A 15,552-nucleotide genomic window follows, 5' to 3' on the forward strand; every position below is an offset into this window, starting at 1 on the left:
GATTAAAGGAAATTGCATTAACTCATTGACGTGATAATTTAAAACTATGATAAATCTCACTCTGAAACAGCTCCGCTATTTCGAAGCGCTGTCCCGTCACGGTCATTTCGGGCGTGCCGCAGAGGCCTGTTCCATTTCGCAACCAGCGCTTTCCGTCCAGATCCGTGAAATGGAAGAAACCCTGGGAACAACGCTTTTCGACCGCAGTACGCGGCGGGTCCGCCTGACCGGGATCGGCGAGGAAGTGGCGCTGAAAACCCGGGAAATCCTCCGTTCGGTGGATGAATTGGGGGATCTTGCGCGGCGCGCGCATGATGGCCTGATCGGGCGGTTTCGCCTTGGCGTGATCCCGACCATCGCGCCCTACCTGTTGCCGCGCCTCGTGGCGAGCCTGTCACGGAGCCATTCCGGGCTGGATATTCGCGTGCGCGAAACCCTGACCCAGACCCTGATCGCGGAACTCGCCGAGGGGGCGCTCGACGCGGCTATCGTTGCGCTCCCCGTTTCGGAACCCACGCTGACCGAGGTTCCGCTCTTCTCGGAGAATTTCGTCCTCGTCCGGCCGCGTGAAGATGCCGACAAGCCCGTTCCCGATTCGGAGGGGATGCGGGAGATGAAGCTGCTCCTGCTGGAGGAGGGGCACTGTTTCCGGGATCAGGCGCTGGCATTTTGCGCCACATCGACCGCCAAGCCGCGCGAAATGCTCGATGCCAGCTCGCTCTCGACACTGGTACAACTGGTGGGGGCCGGGATGGGGGTGACGCTCATTCCCGAGATGGCCGTCGGCGTCGAGACGGGCGCCGCCCCGGTGAGCGTGGCCGAATTTCCCGCGCCGGGGCCGTCGCGCAGTATCGGCATGATCTGGCGCAAGAGCAGCCCGTTGGATGCGCAACTCCGCCAGATTGCCGAGGAGGTCCGGCAAGTGGCAGTATCGCGCTAGCGCCGGTTTTCTGCTTTTATTCGAGAAAGGACATTGACGCCCGGCGGGCGAAAACCCTACTCACGACATGCAATAAAGGGGCGCGCCGGTTGGCCCCAGCGAAGCCGCTTGCGCATTTTCTGCGATTGCACCGAGCATTGGAGGCACCATGCCGCGCAGCAACGCCGTCTACAAGGACAGCTATAATCGCTGCCTTGAGGCCATCGCCGAGATCGGCACCGGCGGCAACCTGCCGCCCGAAACCGAGATTGCCGAGACATGGGGCATCTCCCGCACGACGGTCCGGGCGGTGCTGCAAAGGCTGAGCAAGACCGGGATCATCGATTGGGAGGGCCGACGCAAGGCGATCCTGCGGCTGCCGCGCGGCAACGATTTCTTTACCAACGAGGAAACCATCACCACGGCGGAGAAGGTCGAAACCGCGTTCATGGAGCTAATCCTTGGCGGCGATCTTGCTCCCGGTACGATCCTGCGCGAGAGCGAACTGGCCCGCTCCTTCGGCACCAGCCCGTCGGCGGTACGTGAGTTCCTGATCCGGTTTTCCCGTTTCGGCCTGATCGAGAAGGAACCCAACCGGCATTGGGTTCTGCGCGGCTTCACCCGCAGTTTCGCCGAGGAGCTGTTCGATGTGCGCGAGCTTTTCGAGCAGCGCGCCTTTGACCGGATGCTCGAACGCGGCCCCGAGGACAACACCTGGAAGGCGCTCGTCGCCATGCAGGGCGCGCTCGAACGCATGGGCGCGGATATCGACAAACGCTACATGGATTTCCCGCGGATGGACGAGGCGTTCCACAAATTGCTGTTCGAACAGCTCGAGAACCGCTTCGTGGAGGATTTCTTCGGCGTCGTCACCATGGTCTTTCACTATCACTACCGGTGGCGGAAATCAGGGGAACTGGCGCGCAACCGGCTCGCGACGCGCGAACACCTGGAGATCATCGCAGCGCTACGGGAGGGGGACCGGCAGAAGGCGCGGGACGCCTTCAGGAGGCATTTGCAGTCGGCCCGAACCTCGCTTCTGGACTCGGTACACTGGGACGAAGAAGGCTGAAGCTGGGTCTTCGCGCCGCTGCGTTTTGCCGTTGCAGCACGATCTGGCCTTTCCGGCGGGATATCCCTATGTTCCGCGGGACTGAAACGATCAAGACAGAGGGCGACGTGGACGATACGCGGGCACGGCTGACCAAGGACGGAATTCGGCTCTACGAGAAGTCGGATTTTCCGGGAATGCATGCGGCAGGCCGGTTGGCTGCCGATATTCTGGACCGCGTGGCGCCGCTCGTCGTGCCCGGCCAGACGACGGCGGCCATCGACAAGGCGGTCGAGGACATGGTCAACGAGGCCGGGGCGACCTCGGCCACGATCGGGTACAAGGGGTATCAGCACGCCACCTGCATCAGCGTGAACCATGTCGTTTGCCACGGGATTCCGGGTGATAAGACGCTGCATGACGGCGATATCCTGAATATCGACGTGACGGTCATCGTCGATGGCTGGTTTGGCGATACCAGCCGGATGTACGTGGCCGGCAAGATTTCCCGCAAGGCCGAGCGCCTCGTGCAGGTGACGCATGATGCCCTGTTCAAGGGGATCGAGGCGGTGAAGCCGGGCAACACCTTCGGCGATATCGGCTACGCGATCCAATCCTATGTCGAAGGCCAGCGGATGAGCGTGGTGCGCGATTTCTGCGGCCACGGGCTGGGCCGCGTATTCCATGCCCCGCCCAACGTGCTCCATTACGGACGCCCCGGCACGGGCCCGACGCTCGAAGAAGGGATGATCTTCACCATCGAGCCGATGGTCAATCTCGGCCGTCCGGAGACCAAGGTTCTGGCAGATGACTGGACCGCGGTGACGCGGGACAAATCCCTCTCGGCGCAGTTCGAGCATTCCATCGGCGTGACGGCGGACGGCTTCGAGATCTTTACCCTGTCGCCGGCGGGCAAGTTCCACCCAACCTGGGAGTAGGCGCCCGGATGGGAGCAGGCCGTGCGACAGGCCGAGCAATTAAAAGCCGACCGATCTTGTCGCTCTTGTTGCGCCCGCGTGCCCCGACCACCTGCGTTAACCTTAACGTCCGTTCAGGAGAATCGAGTGTGAAGGGCGGACCGGGGAAGAGGTCACGTCCCGGGAACAGCTATGACGCCGCGTCGTCTGGGGCCCGCAGGATCGTGATATGCGTGTCGCCATATTCCCGGCGGTCCAGCAGCTCGAAGCTCTCGGGCACCGGTTGCGGTGCATTCTCTTCCCAGACGATCAGCGCCCCGGGCACAAACCAGCCGCCTTCGACACAGGACGCAATCGCGCGTTCCCCGAGCCTCTTGCCATAAGGCGGGTCGAGGAAAACCAGGTCGAAACCGCTGCCACGATTGACGCCCATCCGCGTCGCGTCACGCCGATAGAGCTTGGTTGTGCCATAGGCGCGGAGCTTCTCGATATTCTCCCGCAGGAGCGCCCGCGCCTTGGCGCCTTCGTCGATGAAGGTCACCTGTGCCGCGCCGCGCGAGAGCGCTTCCAGTCCAAGCGCGCCCGTGCCGGCGAACAGGTCCAGCACCCGCGCATCGGGGACCGGATCGCCGTGGCCATGCGCCAGCAGGTTGAACAGGCTCTCGCGCACGCGGTCCGACGTGGGTCGCAGATGCGCCGCCGTATCGCCTTTGCCAACCGAGGCCAGTGCCAGTCCCTTGTTTTTTCCGCCGATGATCCTCATCCGCGCATCAGTGCCTTCAGATCGGTGGCCGGGTCGGCCAGCGCCGCCGGATCCGCGCTCCGGCCGGCATCGATCAGCCGTTTGCCGACCATATAGGCGCGCGGATCGTTCATCGCGTCTACGGCCAGCAGGGCGTTGCCGGCGAAATACCAATGAGAAACGGATCCTTCCTTCTCGCCCGGCCGCACCACGACCCGGTCATAGCTGGTGTTGAGCCCCGCGATTTGCAGCTTCACGTCGAACTGATCAGACCAGAACCAGATCTTTGGATCATATTCCGCCTCGGCCCCGAGCATGTTGGACGCGACCAACTCTGCCTGATCAATCGCGTTCTGCACGCTTTCCAGCCGGATGCGCTGCCCGCGCCTCGGGAAAGAAGCGCAATCGCCGGCGGACCAGATATGCGGATCGGACGTGCGCCCCATGCCGTCCACCGCGATGCCGTTGTCCAGCGCAAGCCCCGCCGCCTCGGCCAGTTCGGTTGCAGGCGAAATGCCAACACCGACGATCACCAGGTCGACCTTGATCTCCGTCCCGTCGCTCAGAACGGCGCCGGAAACGCGCCCCTCCCCGGTCAAGCGTTCCAGCCCGGTTGCCTCGCGGATATCCACGCCGTGGGAGCGGTGCAGGGTGCGGAAATAGTCCGACGTCTCCGGCGCGGCGACCCGTTGCAGGATCCGTTCGGCCATCTCGACCAGCACCACGTCCAGCCCCAGCTTGCTGGCCACCGCGGCGGCCTCAAGCCCGATATAGCCGCCACCCACGATCAGCACGCGCTTTCCCGCCACCATTTCCGGGGCGAGCCGGTCGATATCGCGCAGGGTTCGGACAACGTGGACGCCTTCCAGTAATCCGCCAATCGCCGGCGGCAGGCGTCGGGGCACGGAGCCGGTTGTCAGGGCCAGATGTTCATATTCCAGCGTCTCGGTGCCCAGAACGATCTTGCGATCCGCTGCGTCTATGGAATCCACCCGGCAATCGGTGCGCAGGGTGATGTCGTTCTCGGCATAGAAACTCTCGGGGCGCAGGTAGAGCCGCTCCGGCTCCATCTCGCCCAGCAGGTATTTCTTGGACAAGGGCGGGCGCTGATAGGGCGGAGCATGCTCCTCGCCGATCAGCGTCACCTTGCCCGTGTAGCCCGACGCGCGCAGCTTGGCCGCGAGAGAGGCCCCGGCCTGTCCGGCACCCACGATCACGATCCCCGGCATGGCCAATCCTCCCCACTGATTTGTGCTGGGGCGAACCTAGCGTCGGCGCCGGCGAATGCAATCGCTTCCGACCGGTCAGACCTCGCGATTGATCTGCAACTGCGTGGGGAAGGGGATGTCGATTCCCGCCGTGTCGAATGCTTCCTTTGCCTGACGTGTCAGCTGGAACTTCAGATCCCAGTAATCGGGAGCGTCGCACCAGACGCGCACGGTGAAATCCACCGAGCTGTCGCCCAGGTTGGTCACCTTCACGAAAGGCTCCGGGTCCTTCTTGAACCGATCGTCGGCGGCGATCAGCCCGTTCAGGATTTCCTCGGTCTTCTTCAGGTCGCTGTCATAGGAGACGCCGAAGACGAGATCGACGCGACGCGTGTCATGTGCCGAGTAGTTGATGATGGAGGAGGACCAGACATCGCCGTTCGGAATGATGATCTGCACGTTGTCGGGTGTGGCCAGTTCGGTCGTGAACAACGTGATCTGTTTGACGGTCCCCGAATGCCCGGCGACTTCGATGAACTGTCCGAGGTTGAAGGGGCGGAAAACAACCAGCATGACACCGGCGGCCAGATGCCCGAGCGTCCCCTGCAGGGCCAGACCGATGGCGATACCGACCGAACCGATGGCCGCGGCCAGCGAGGTGGTCTGGATGCCGAAGGTGCCGAGCACGAAAATGCCGGCAAAGACCAGGATGGCCCAACGGGTGACGCTGGCAATGAAACGCGCCAGCATCGGGTCGAATTTATCGTTCTGCTCGGGCAGTTTGAGGATGCGCTTCGATACGAAACCGCTGAGCCAGATGCCGCCAATGGCCGTGCCAAGCGCCAAAAGCGCGTTCATGATGACCTGTTCGTCCATCTCGGAAATTCCCTTTCTTCAAACACCGTTTAAACCGCCCATTCAGGAACGGTCAGCTTCCTCGTCCATCTTTCGGGCAAGAGCAATATCCAGCGCGCTCAACCCGTCCGCGTCATGCGTCGTCAAGGTAACGCGCACGCGGCGATAGACATTTTCCCATTCGGGATGATGGTTCATCTTTTCTGCGTGAATGGCAACACGTGTCATCCAGCCGAAAGCGGTGATGAAATCGGCGAAAAGGAAAGTCTTCACAAGCGCATCGCGATGCTCATCGAGGCTCCATCCGCCGGCTAGAAATGGTTCGAGCGACGTGCGATCCGTGAGTTTCTCGGTCAATCGTGATCCTCCCCTGTCTGGCGAAACGGTCCGTAGCTGGTGAGAATCTCGATCTCCTCATCCACGGCTCTGGCCTCTGCGTCGAGAAACTGCGCGATAGCCTTGGCAAATCCCGGATCAGCCACCCAATGCAGCGAATGGGTCGGCACCGGAAGATAGCCACGCGCTAGCTTGTGCTCCCCCTGCGCGCCGGCCTCCACCGTTTCCAATTGGTGTTCAATTGCGTAGTCGATTGCCTGATAATAGCACAATTCGAAATGAAGGCAGGGGTGATGCTCCAGCGCGCCCCAGTAACGGCCGAAAAGCGCGTGCCTGCCGATGAAGTTCAGCGCCCCAGCGACGTTGTGCCCGTTCCGTTCGGCGAGAACGAGCAGGATATCGTCGCGCAGGGTTTCATGCGCGATGTCGAAGAAGTGCCGCGTGAGATACGGGCTGCCCCATTTGCGGCTGCCGGTATCCTGGTAGAAGGCCCAGACATCCTCCCAATGCCCGGGTTCGATCTCGTCCCCGGTCAGGTTGCGGATCGTGCCACCAAACGCCTGCGCCGTGGCCCGCTCCTTGCGGATATTCTTGCGCTTGCGTGAGGAGAGCGCGGCGAGAAAGCCGTCGAAACTCTCGTATCCGGCGTTCTCCCAGTGAAACTGCTGGCCGCGGCGATGCATCAGGCCCATCTTCTGGCTAGCCGCGGCTTCGTCGGAGGTGCAGAAAGTGACATGGAGCGAGGACATGTTGTTGTTGGCCGTCAACTGCACCGCGGCCTGCACGAGCGCAGGCATGCCGATGGCCTCCGCCCCCGGCTTGACGAGGAAACGGCGGCCGGTAACGGGCGTGAAGGGCACAGCAAGCTGCATCTTGGGGTAGTAGGTACCGCCGGCATTCTCGTAGGCATGGGCCCAGGAATGGTCGAATACATACTCGCCCTGGCTGTGCCCCTTGGCATAGAGCGGCGCGCAGGCGATGAGTTCTCCATTGCGGCGCGCGGCGAGATAGGAGGGTTGCCAGCCGGAACCGGGGCCAACCGAACCGCTGTCCTCCAGGGCTTTCAGGAAGCGATGCGTTGTGAACGGATCGACCGGGCGAAACCCGTCGGCCGCCTCGGGGCAGGCACAGCCATCCCACTCGGCCGCCGGGATGGCGTCGATGGAGGGCAGGAGTTCAACGTCTATCGCGGTTTCGGTCATGGGCATCCGGTGGGTGGCGTCGGCACAGGTTTGCCCGCCGAGGGCGCGGGATCAAGCCGGGCGATAGCCTTCGAAGGTCACATTGTCGGCAATCTCGCGCGCGGCGATTTCCGCCTGCTGCGAACGAATTGTCCAGCACAGCACGGGTAGTCCCGATTGCTTGATCTCCAAAACGCGATCCGCGTGCAGGTCCCGGGCGTCATGGCTGATGAACCTGGCTCCGGCCTCCGCGAGATCGGGGATGCCGGCCAGCCTTGCGAGAGTTGGTTCGGGGGCGCCGGGCCAATCCTTCGGTAAAAAGGCGCTTGTTGTCAGTCCTCTACAGGTGTCGGGGGCCAGCCGGCCGAGCGCGATCATCGAGTGCGGGTTGAAGGACATGAACGCAATCGGCCCGTCATATCCCGCGAGATCGCGAACGACGGCCTGCTCCAGTTGGCCGACATTCGAGCCAAGGCCGCCATCCTGATCCTTGATCTCCACCAGAAGCGGCACGCGGCCCCTAACCAGCGCCAGGATTTCGGCGAATGTCGGGATGCCCTCGCCGCCGCCCTTGAGCGGAATAGTGGCCAGTTCGGCAGCGCTCCGTTGCCGGAGCGCCCCGTTTTTGGCCGTCAGGCGCTGCAACGCATAGTCGTGAAACACCATGGCGCGCCCATCGGCTGACAATTGCAGGTCGATCTCGATACCGTAGCCCGCCTCGATTGCCGCGCGCACGGAAGCACGAGAGTTTTCGGGCCGTCCGTCGGTCACATCATGCAGGGCACGATGAGCCAATGGACGGGCGAGAAAGTCCGAATGCAAATCCATGTCCGACACCGTCAGCCGATCTGAAAGATCGCTTCAATTTCAACGGCAACGCCAAAGGGCAGCGAGGCGGCCGAGACGGCAGAGCGTGCATGCCGGCCGGCATCGCCAAGCGCCTCGACGAGGAAGTCTGAAGCCCCGTTGACGACCTTGGGCTGGTCGCCGAAATCGGCGGTGGAATTGACGAAACCGGTCAGCTTGACCACGCGCTTGAGCCGGTCCAGGTCGCCGCCGCAGGCCGCCTTGCATTGCGCCAAAAGCGCGATCGCGCAGCTTTTTGCTGCTGCCGCTGCCGCCTCGACTTCCATGTCGGCCCCGAGTTTGCCGATGATCAGCCCGTCCGGTCCGCTGCACACCTGGCCCGAGACATAGACCATGTCACCGACCTGCACGAAGGGCACGTAATTGGCGGCGGGAGCCGGGGCGTCGGGCAGGGTGACGCCGAGTTCGGCAAGGCGGGTTTCGATCGTGCCGGGCATTGGCAGGCTCCTTTCGGCGGCCTCAGCTCTCGCGGAAGGCCTTGTTGAAATAGTCCGTGAAAGGCTTGACCAGATAGGCCAGAGGCGAGCGTTCACCGGTCCGGATATAGGCCTCCACCGGCATGCCGGGAAGTACTTCCTTGCCTTCGCCCAGCTTTTTGATCTCGTCCTCGTCCAGGACGATTTCGCAGCGATAAAACGATTGGCCACTGCGCTCGTCGGAAAAGGCATCCGCCGAGATCCTGAAAACCCGCCCCGCGAGCTCCGGGGTTCGGCGCGAGTCGAAGGCGGGGAAGCGTAAGGTCACCTCCTGACCGACAAAAACTTCGTCGACATGCAACGGATCTATGCGGGCCGTGATCACCAGTGGACGATCTTGCGGGACGATATAGGCAACGGGATCCGCCGCGCGAATCACCGAGCGCGGCGTGTTGACGACCAGCCCGTGAACGATCCCGGCCGCCGGCGCGGCAATTTCCAGCCGCGAGAGGCGCTTGCCTAGCGAATGCCGGCGCTCGTTCAACTCCACGATGCTGGATTTGAGATCCCGCAATTGCGAAATGGCCTCTTCCCGCCTGTCGGTTTCAAGCTTCAGGATCTCGATATCCATCTCGGTCATGCGCCCGAGGGTTTCGGCCCGGCTGGCGGCCAGTTCGCCGAGTGAGCCGGCGAGCCCGGACCGCTCCCGCTGCAGGGACAAGACGCGCGAGGCCTGGGCCAGCCCCTTGTCCAGCAGGTGCTGCTGGTCCTGAAGCTCCTGCCCTATAAGGGACAACTGTTCCGTGAGAGCCGTTCGTTGCGCATCGATCCCGTCGACCTGGCTTTCGATCTGTTGTCGTCGGCGCGCCAGTTGATCGGCTTTTTTCTGCAGTGTTCCCAGTCTCGCCTGAAAAAGCCGTGTCTGCCCCGCCACAAGATCCGCGATCTCCGAACGGGTGCTGGCCGCGGCAAGAAGCTCGGCGGGGTAGTTGATCTCCTGCGCGCCATCTCTTTCGGCCTCGAACCGTCCGGCGCGGGCCATGAGCTCGAAGACCTGCCCCTCGACAATGGTCAACTCGGAGCGGATTTCCGAATCCTCCAGCTCGATAAGTTTCTGCCCGGACTGAACTCGGTCTCCTTCCTGGACCAGCAGCCGCTTGACGATCCCGCCATCGAGATGCTGCACGACCTGCCGGTGTTGATCGACTTCGACATGACCGGAGGCGACCACGGCGCCGGCGATCCGGCTCGTCAACGACCAACTCCCGAACCCGCCCAGCAGCAAGGCGATCGAAATCAGGCCTAGCCAGAGCGGAAAGCGCGCGCTCAGGCGGTTGCGACGGTTCATTGAATGCCCCCCTTGCCCTTGAATGCATGGATCTGCTTGGCGTTGCGGACGGTGTCGCGCAGGACCTCGTCCCTGGGCCCGAAGGCACGCCGAATTCCGTTGTCGAGCACCAGAAGCAGGTCGCATTCGCGGATGGCAGCGGGGCGATGGGCCATGATGATGACCGAACGATTCTCCTCCTTGATCTGGCGGATGGCCCGGTTCAGTGCCTCGGAACCCTCATTGTCCAGGTTGGAATTCGGCTCGTCCAGAACCACGATGCACGGGTCGCCATAGAGCGCGCGGGCCAGCCCGAGCCGTTGGATCTGCCCGCCCGAGAGCCGATTCGACGCGGCCTTGAGCGGGGTGTCGTATCCGTTCGGCAGCTTGAGGATCATCTCGTGGGCGTCGGCCTTGCGCGCGGCCGCGACCACGGCTTCCGCATCCGGGCTCGCAGAGAGGCGTGCGATGTTCTCGGCAATCGTGCCATCGAAGAGGCGGATCCGTTGCGGCAGGTAACCGATATGCTGGCCGAGCACATCGGGGTCATATTGCTCCAATGCCGCGCCATCGAGGCGGATCTTGCCGCCGGCGCAGGGCCAGACGCCGGTCAGGGCGCGCGCTAGCGTGGTCTTGCCGGAGCCAGAGGGGCCAATGACGCCCATGGCCTGCCCTGGCGGCAGTTGGAAACTGACCATGCGCAGGGTGGCCTGGTTGTCTCCGGGTGGAATGATCGTTGCCTGCAGCGCCTCAAGCTGCGCTGCGGGTTTGGGAAGCGCCGTTCGCTTTGTCTCTGGCGGGACGTGGCCCAGCAATTGGGACAGGCTGCGCCAGCCGCGCGTCATGCGTTGATAGGCTTCCCATTGCCCGACCGCGAGCTCCACCGGGGCAAGAGCGCGCCCGAGCAGGATGGAACCGGCGATCATCGCCCCCCCGGTCAACTCGTGTTGCAGGACGAGATACGCCCCCAGCCCCAGCATGGCCGATTGCAGCAGCAACCTAAGCGCCTTGGAGGCCGCCGTATAGGTGCCCGCCCTGTCTGCGGCGGCCAGCATCGTGCGCAGGCTCCTGGAACGCGCCCTTTGCCAGCGTTCGAACGTCGCCGCACGCATTCCGAGCGCCTCCACCGTCTCCGCCTCGTCCAGAATCTGGCCCGAAATCCGCTCGGCTGTCAGGCTGGCTTGCGTCGCTTCCGCCAGCGGGTGCCGGATGCGGGCCTGGTTCAGGGCGGTGAGGGACACCAGCAGGATGCCGCCACAGATCGCGAGCCCGCCCAACCAGGGATGAAAGACATAGATCGCCAGAAGAAAGACTGGCGTCCATGGCAGGTCGAACAGCGCCAATGCTGCCGGGGAGCCGAAGAACCGCTGGATATTCTCGAGATCGCGCAGACGTGCGGCGGGTGCGGTTGCCCCCGGCGCACCGGTCTCCCGTCGGATTGCGGCGGTGAAGACACGTTGATCCAACCGGGCCTGGAAGCGGGCGCCAATGCGGGCCATGACCCGGCCGCGGGCATAGTCCAGCAGGCCCATCATCGCGTAGAGGAACACAACGAGCGCCGAGAGGGCGAGCAAGGTCTCCTCCGAGCGGGAGCTGAGCACCCGGTCGTAGATCTGCAGCATGTAGAGCGGGCCCGTCAGCATCAACATGTTGACGAAAATGGAGAAAACAAAGGCAGCGAGGAGAAGCCCGCCGCTCTGCCGGCGGATCCTGCGCAATTCGCGCCGGCCTGTTTCGATGTCGGATTCGCGCATATTCGCCTTCCAGTGGCTTTCAGACGTTGTTTCCGGACGCCGCCGCGGCTAGGTTTCCGTCCGTTTGGGGCCGGTGGGTCGCCTGTCGATCTGGATGGCAAAATATGATGAACCTGTTGATAAAACGTATGTCCTTTCACGATTCCGATTTCAGAGGGCGCATAGCCGGTGCCACGGCGTTGCTGGCGGTGTTCGCCTTGAGTGCCTGTGGGCCCGCGCAGATCCCGTCGGAGATCAACGATCCCAACGAGGTCGCCAACCGTCGGGTGCACGAATTCAACAAGTCTCTGGATCAGGCGCTTGGCGGCGGGCCGGGAGACGCGTCCGAGGGCGGCGTGGAGACGCTGGAGGACGAGGCGCCGGCCAAGGAGGCCAGTCCGCTCCTGATCGCCGTGAGCAATTTCGGCACCAATCTCGATACGCCGCGCAAGGTCGTGAACAGCCTGCTTCAGCTGCGCCCCGGCGATGCGGCGCATAACACCATGCGTTTCGGTATCAATTCCACCATCGGGATTCTCGGGCTGATGGACATAGCCGGGGCCGGCGGCCTGCCGGAAATCGACACCGATTTCGGGGAAACGCTGCATGTCTGGGGCGTGGGAGAGGGAAGTTACCAGGAGCTTCCGGTCGTGGGGCCGTCCACGCAACGTGACACGGTTGGCAGTGTTGTGGACTTTGCCATCAACCCGCTGTGGTATGTTTTTCCCTGGCCGGAGAACCTTGTGGCGAACGGGTTCACTTGGGCCGCGGAGGCGACAGATCGCATTCGCTATGGGGATACGGTAGAATCGATCCTATATGAGTCCGAGGACAGCTACGCCCAGTCCCGCCTGATCTACCTTCAGAACCGCCGGTTCGAGTTGAGGCGAGGCGACGTGGCCGAAGAAGACTATATTGACCCTTATGAGGAGCTATTTGGTGATTGATTTTTCCCGACGTTCCACCCTTAGCGTTCTACTTGCGGGCGCTGCCGCCGTGGCCATGCCGGGGGCAGCGCTGGCGCTTTCGCCCGACAAAGCCGTGCGGCTGGTCGAAGCGCTTATCGCCGATATCAACAAGGTGATTTCCTCCGGTAAATCCGAATCGGCGATGTACCGGGAATTCGAGAGAATTTTTACCCGTTATGCCGACGTGCCGACCATTGCGCGCTATTCGTTGGGCGCCGATGCCCGTCGGGCGAGCAAGGCACAGCTCAGCGCTTATACAAAGGCCTACACGGGGTATATCTCGCGCAAATACGGCAAGCGGTTCCGCGAATTCATCGGTGGCCGCCTCGAAGTGCAGGACGCCCGAACCGTGAAGAAGAGCATCGAGGTGCGCACGGTCGCGCATCTGAGGGGCGAGTCGCCTTTCAAGGTCGATTTCCTCGTGCGCGACGGGATGAGCAAGTTCTACAACATGACCATCGATGGCGTGAACATGCTGCAACTGGAGCGCACCGAGATCGGTGCGATGCTGGATCGCCGCAAGGGCAATATCGACGCGCTTATCCAGGATCTTAAGACCGCAAGCTGACCCGTCGCGACGTTACGGGAGGCGCAGCGCCGCTTGGGAGCGGGGCTGCGCCGCATGCGCGGCAAGGTCAGTTGCGGCGACCGAAAATCGAACCGACATCGCGCAGGATGCGCTCCGCAAGGTTGTCCTTTTTCGGCGGTGGCGCCTGGGTGCTGCTCGATTGGGCGGTTCCTGGCGTGCCTTCGCTATGCGGATCGGGTTGAGCGGCATTCTGCGGAATGTCCATCGGTAGGGGATTGATCGGTTTTCCCTCGTGTATCCGCACCATGGCCTCATGCCATATCTCGGTCGGCAAGCCACCGCCCGTCACGCCGGAGAGCGGTGTGTTGTCATCATACCCCATCCAGACGCCGGTGACGTAATCAGCGGTGAAGCCAATGAACCAGGCATCGCGCGCGGCTTGCGTCGTGCCTGTCTTGCCGGCCGCAGGGCGTTCCCCAAGCTTGGCCCGCTGCCCGGTACCGGCCTCGACAACCTGGTTCATCATGTAGACGAGATTGCGTGCCGCCGTATCCGAGATCACCCTTTCGCCAAAACCGCCACCCTGGCCCATGAGCGGCTCCGAATCCCCTTCCAGCCGCAGTTCCATCAGCCCGTAGGGCGTCACCGAGCGGCCACCATTCAGAATGCCCGCATAGGCACCCGACATCTCCAGAAGCGTCGACTCGGACACACCGAGGGCCAGTGCCGGTCCGACGGCCAGCTCGTTGTCGATGCCGAAATCCGTGGCGATCTTGCGCACGTTCTCCCGGCCCACCGCTTCGGAAACCTTGACGGCGGGGATGTTCAGGCTCTCGGCGAGCGCCTTGGTCAGCGTCACCCGTCCCTTGAATTCGCGGCTGTAATTCTTCGGGCAGTAATTCGGCTGCCCCGGCAGCGAGATGCAATAGGGTTCGTCCACGACGGTGGCCAGCGGCGTGTAGCCGAGATCCAGCGCGGCGGCATAGACGAAGGGTTTGAAGGAGGAGCCGGTCTGGCGCTTGGCCATGGTGGCGCGGTTGAAGGCCCCCGAGACACGCGTCTCGCGCCCGCCGACCATGGCACGCACGGCGCCGTCGGCCGACATCACCACGATCGCGGCCTGCGCCTCCGACCCGTCGCGGACCTTCTCCTGGAAGATGAACTGCAGCGCTTCCTCGGCGGAGCGCTGGATGCCCTGATCCAGCGTCGTGCGCAGGATCACGTCCTCGGTGGTGTCGCGCGTCAGGAAATTCGGGCCGGTATCCATGACCCAATCGGCGAAATAGCCGCCGGCATGCGCCTGCGCGGCCTCGCTGAGGGTGGCCGGGTTTGCCCAGGCATGATCCCGCTCGGCCTCTGTCAGGTAGCCTTGGTCATACATCAGCTTGATGATCGTATCGGCGCGGTCCTGCGAGCGCTTCAGATTGTTCGTCGGCGCGTAGCGCGTGGGCGCCTTGAGCAACCCGGCGAGCATCGCCGCCTGGCTGGGCTCAAGCTGGCTGGCCGGAACACCGAAATAGCGCTGCGATGCGGCCTCGAAGCCGCGAGCGGAAGCGCCCAGATAGGCGCGGTTGAAATAGATCACCAGGATCTCGTCCTTGGTGTATTTCAGCTCCATCGCCATCGAATAGACGGCTTCCTTGATCTTGCGGCCGATCGTGGTGCGGCGGCAATCGGCTTCGTACTCGGCTTCGTTCATACCCGTGGCGGGGTCATAGGGTACGCCCAGGCAGAGCAGCTTGGCCGTTTGCTGGGTCAGGGTGGAGCCGCCATGACCCGAGAGAGGCGAGCGCCCTTCGGAGAGGTTGATTCGGACGGCCGAGGCGATGCCGCGCGGGCTGAGGCCCAAATGCCAGTAGAATCGGCGGTCTTCCGTCGCGACGACGGCGTGTTTGGCATGGCGGGAGACCTGGCCGATATCGGTGATCGATTCGAATTGCTCGCCACGCCAGGCAAAGACCTCGCCGTTGCGGTCCAGCAGGGTTACGGAGCCACGCGTGCGTCCGTCGATCTGCTCGGTGAAGGGCGGCAGTTGTGCATAGAAATACAGCACCGCCCCCGCGAGAATGAGGCCAAGAACAACCGAACTCCGCCAGATGGTCGACCATATCAGCCCCAGGAAGAAGCTGATCATGCCGCGAATCCAACCGATTACGCCGCGCCGCGGCGTCCGCGTTCTCTTGCGTGCCGTGGCCTTCCGACCGGTACGTTTCGCGGGAGCCGCCTTCGGCGAACTCGCCTTGGGAGAACTTTTTTTCGCGGGTTTTCTGCCGCTTCCACCAGATGGGTAGCGCTTGTCTGCCCGCAGAGTCGGGCGTTTTCCGCCTGTGGAGCTCATTGGCGCCTCTGATCCGTTTGCTGCTCTTGTTTTAAGCCTTGTTATCTTGAAACGCGCCAGATTGGGAGCGCTCAGCGTCGGATCTGGCGTTCAGTAATAGATTAAAAATTATGCACGCAATCAAAAATGTGCAAAAATTGTGCAACAAGCCCGGATTTCTGCCTG

At 62.9% G+C, this 15,552-nt stretch carries 15 protein-coding genes; 5 read left to right on the forward strand and 10 right to left on the reverse strand.

Going from position 1 to position 15,552, the window contains the following annotated elements; translation table 11 throughout:
• The first annotated feature begins 46 nt into the window (after nt 1-46).
• The 3 genes from AX756_RS14810 (at nt 47) to map (ending at nt 2,908) form a co-directional block, all read left to right on the forward strand.
• Entirely contained in the window at nt 47-940 is an 894-nt protein-coding gene (locus AX756_RS14810) for a hydrogen peroxide-inducible genes activator (protein WP_068313020.1), read from the forward strand.
• A 148-nt stretch (nt 941-1,088) separates the two neighbouring features.
• On the forward strand, nt 1,089-1,991 hold the full coding sequence (locus AX756_RS14815) for a GntR family transcriptional regulator (RefSeq protein ID WP_068313022.1): 903 nt from the start codon (nt 1,089-1,091) through the stop codon (nt 1,989-1,991).
• A 68-nt stretch (nt 1,992-2,059) separates the two neighbouring features.
• The gene (gene map / locus AX756_RS14820; RefSeq protein ID WP_068313025.1) at nt 2,060-2,908 is read left to right on the forward strand and encodes a type I methionyl aminopeptidase; all 849 of its coding nucleotides are present in this window, start codon (nt 2,060-2,062) and stop codon (nt 2,906-2,908) included.
• A gap of 169 nt (nt 2,909-3,077) precedes the next feature.
• On the opposite strand, the gene rsmD is transcribed toward map, so the two are convergent.
• The 9 genes from rsmD to AX756_RS14865 all read right to left on the reverse strand — a co-directional run bounded on the left by rsmD (nt 3,078) and on the right by AX756_RS14865 (nt 11,573).
• Nucleotides 3,078-3,650, reverse strand: coding sequence for a 16S rRNA (guanine(966)-N(2))-methyltransferase RsmD (rsmD, locus tag AX756_RS14825; RefSeq protein ID WP_068313028.1), 573 nt, complete (start codon nt 3,648-3,650; stop codon nt 3,078-3,080).
• Complete coding sequence (locus AX756_RS14830) at nt 3,647-4,858, reverse strand: NAD(P)/FAD-dependent oxidoreductase (protein ID WP_068313034.1); 1,212 nt, start codon at nt 4,856-4,858, stop codon at nt 3,647-3,649. The genes rsmD and AX756_RS14830 overlap by 4 nt, the downstream gene beginning before the upstream one ends.
• Nucleotides 4,859-4,933: 75 nt before the next feature.
• Complete coding sequence (locus AX756_RS14835; protein ID WP_068313036.1) at nt 4,934-5,713, reverse strand: mechanosensitive ion channel family protein; 780 nt, start codon at nt 5,711-5,713, stop codon at nt 4,934-4,936.
• Nucleotides 5,714-5,755: 42 nt separating this feature from the next.
• Nucleotides 5,756-6,049, reverse strand: a complete 294-nt coding sequence (locus AX756_RS14840; RefSeq protein WP_068313039.1) for a 4a-hydroxytetrahydrobiopterin dehydratase — start codon at nt 6,047-6,049, stop codon at nt 5,756-5,758.
• Nucleotides 6,046-7,230 carry a GNAT family N-acetyltransferase gene (locus tag AX756_RS14845; protein ID WP_068313184.1) on the reverse strand — a complete coding sequence of 395 codons (1,185 nt, stop codon included), beginning with the start codon at nt 7,228-7,230 and terminating at the stop codon, nt 6,046-6,048. Before AX756_RS14845 ends, AX756_RS14840 begins: the two co-directional genes overlap by 4 nt.
• A gap of 51 nt (nt 7,231-7,281) precedes the next feature.
• Entirely contained in the window at nt 7,282-8,037 is a 756-nt protein-coding gene (locus AX756_RS14850) for a glycerophosphodiester phosphodiesterase family protein (RefSeq protein ID WP_068313187.1), read from the reverse strand.
• A gap of 11 nt (nt 8,038-8,048) precedes the next feature.
• Nucleotides 8,049-8,513 (reverse strand): RidA family protein, encoded by a 465-nt coding sequence (locus AX756_RS14855; protein ID WP_068313042.1) that lies wholly within the window; start codon nt 8,511-8,513, stop codon nt 8,049-8,051.
• Between the two features lie 22 nt (nt 8,514-8,535).
• Entirely contained in the window at nt 8,536-9,840 is a 1,305-nt protein-coding gene (locus AX756_RS14860; RefSeq protein WP_068313045.1) for an HlyD family type I secretion periplasmic adaptor subunit, read from the reverse strand.
• Nucleotides 9,837-11,573: a type I secretion system permease/ATPase gene (locus tag AX756_RS14865; protein ID WP_068313048.1), complete on the reverse strand. Its 1,737-nt coding sequence runs from the start codon at nt 11,571-11,573 to the stop codon at nt 9,837-9,839. The genes AX756_RS14860 and AX756_RS14865 overlap by 4 nt, the downstream gene beginning before the upstream one ends.
• Before the next feature lie 107 nt (nt 11,574-11,680).
• On the opposite strand from AX756_RS14865, the gene AX756_RS14870 reads away from it, so the two are divergent.
• The gene (locus AX756_RS14870; RefSeq protein ID WP_231701071.1) at nt 11,681-12,499 is read left to right on the forward strand and encodes an MlaA family lipoprotein; all 819 of its coding nucleotides are present in this window, start codon (nt 11,681-11,683) and stop codon (nt 12,497-12,499) included.
• 55 nt (nt 12,500-12,554) lie between these two features.
• The gene (locus AX756_RS14875) at nt 12,555-13,088 is read left to right on the forward strand and encodes an MlaC/ttg2D family ABC transporter substrate-binding protein (RefSeq protein ID WP_438938407.1); all 534 of its coding nucleotides are present in this window, start codon (nt 12,555-12,557) and stop codon (nt 13,086-13,088) included.
• Nucleotides 13,089-13,155: 67 nt separating this feature from the next.
• Here the strand turns inward: AX756_RS14875 and AX756_RS14880 are convergent, their stop codons facing one another.
• Complete coding sequence (locus tag AX756_RS14880; RefSeq protein WP_194247523.1) at nt 13,156-15,387, reverse strand: transglycosylase domain-containing protein; 2,232 nt, start codon at nt 15,385-15,387, stop codon at nt 13,156-13,158.
• Between the last annotated feature and the right edge of the window lie 165 nt (nt 15,388-15,552).

It is taken from the genome of Aliiruegeria sabulilitoris (assembly GCF_001558155.1).
In the GTDB taxonomy this organism is placed as follows: Bacteria; Pseudomonadota; Alphaproteobacteria; order Rhodobacterales; family Rhodobacteraceae; genus Tropicimonas; species Tropicimonas sabulilitoris.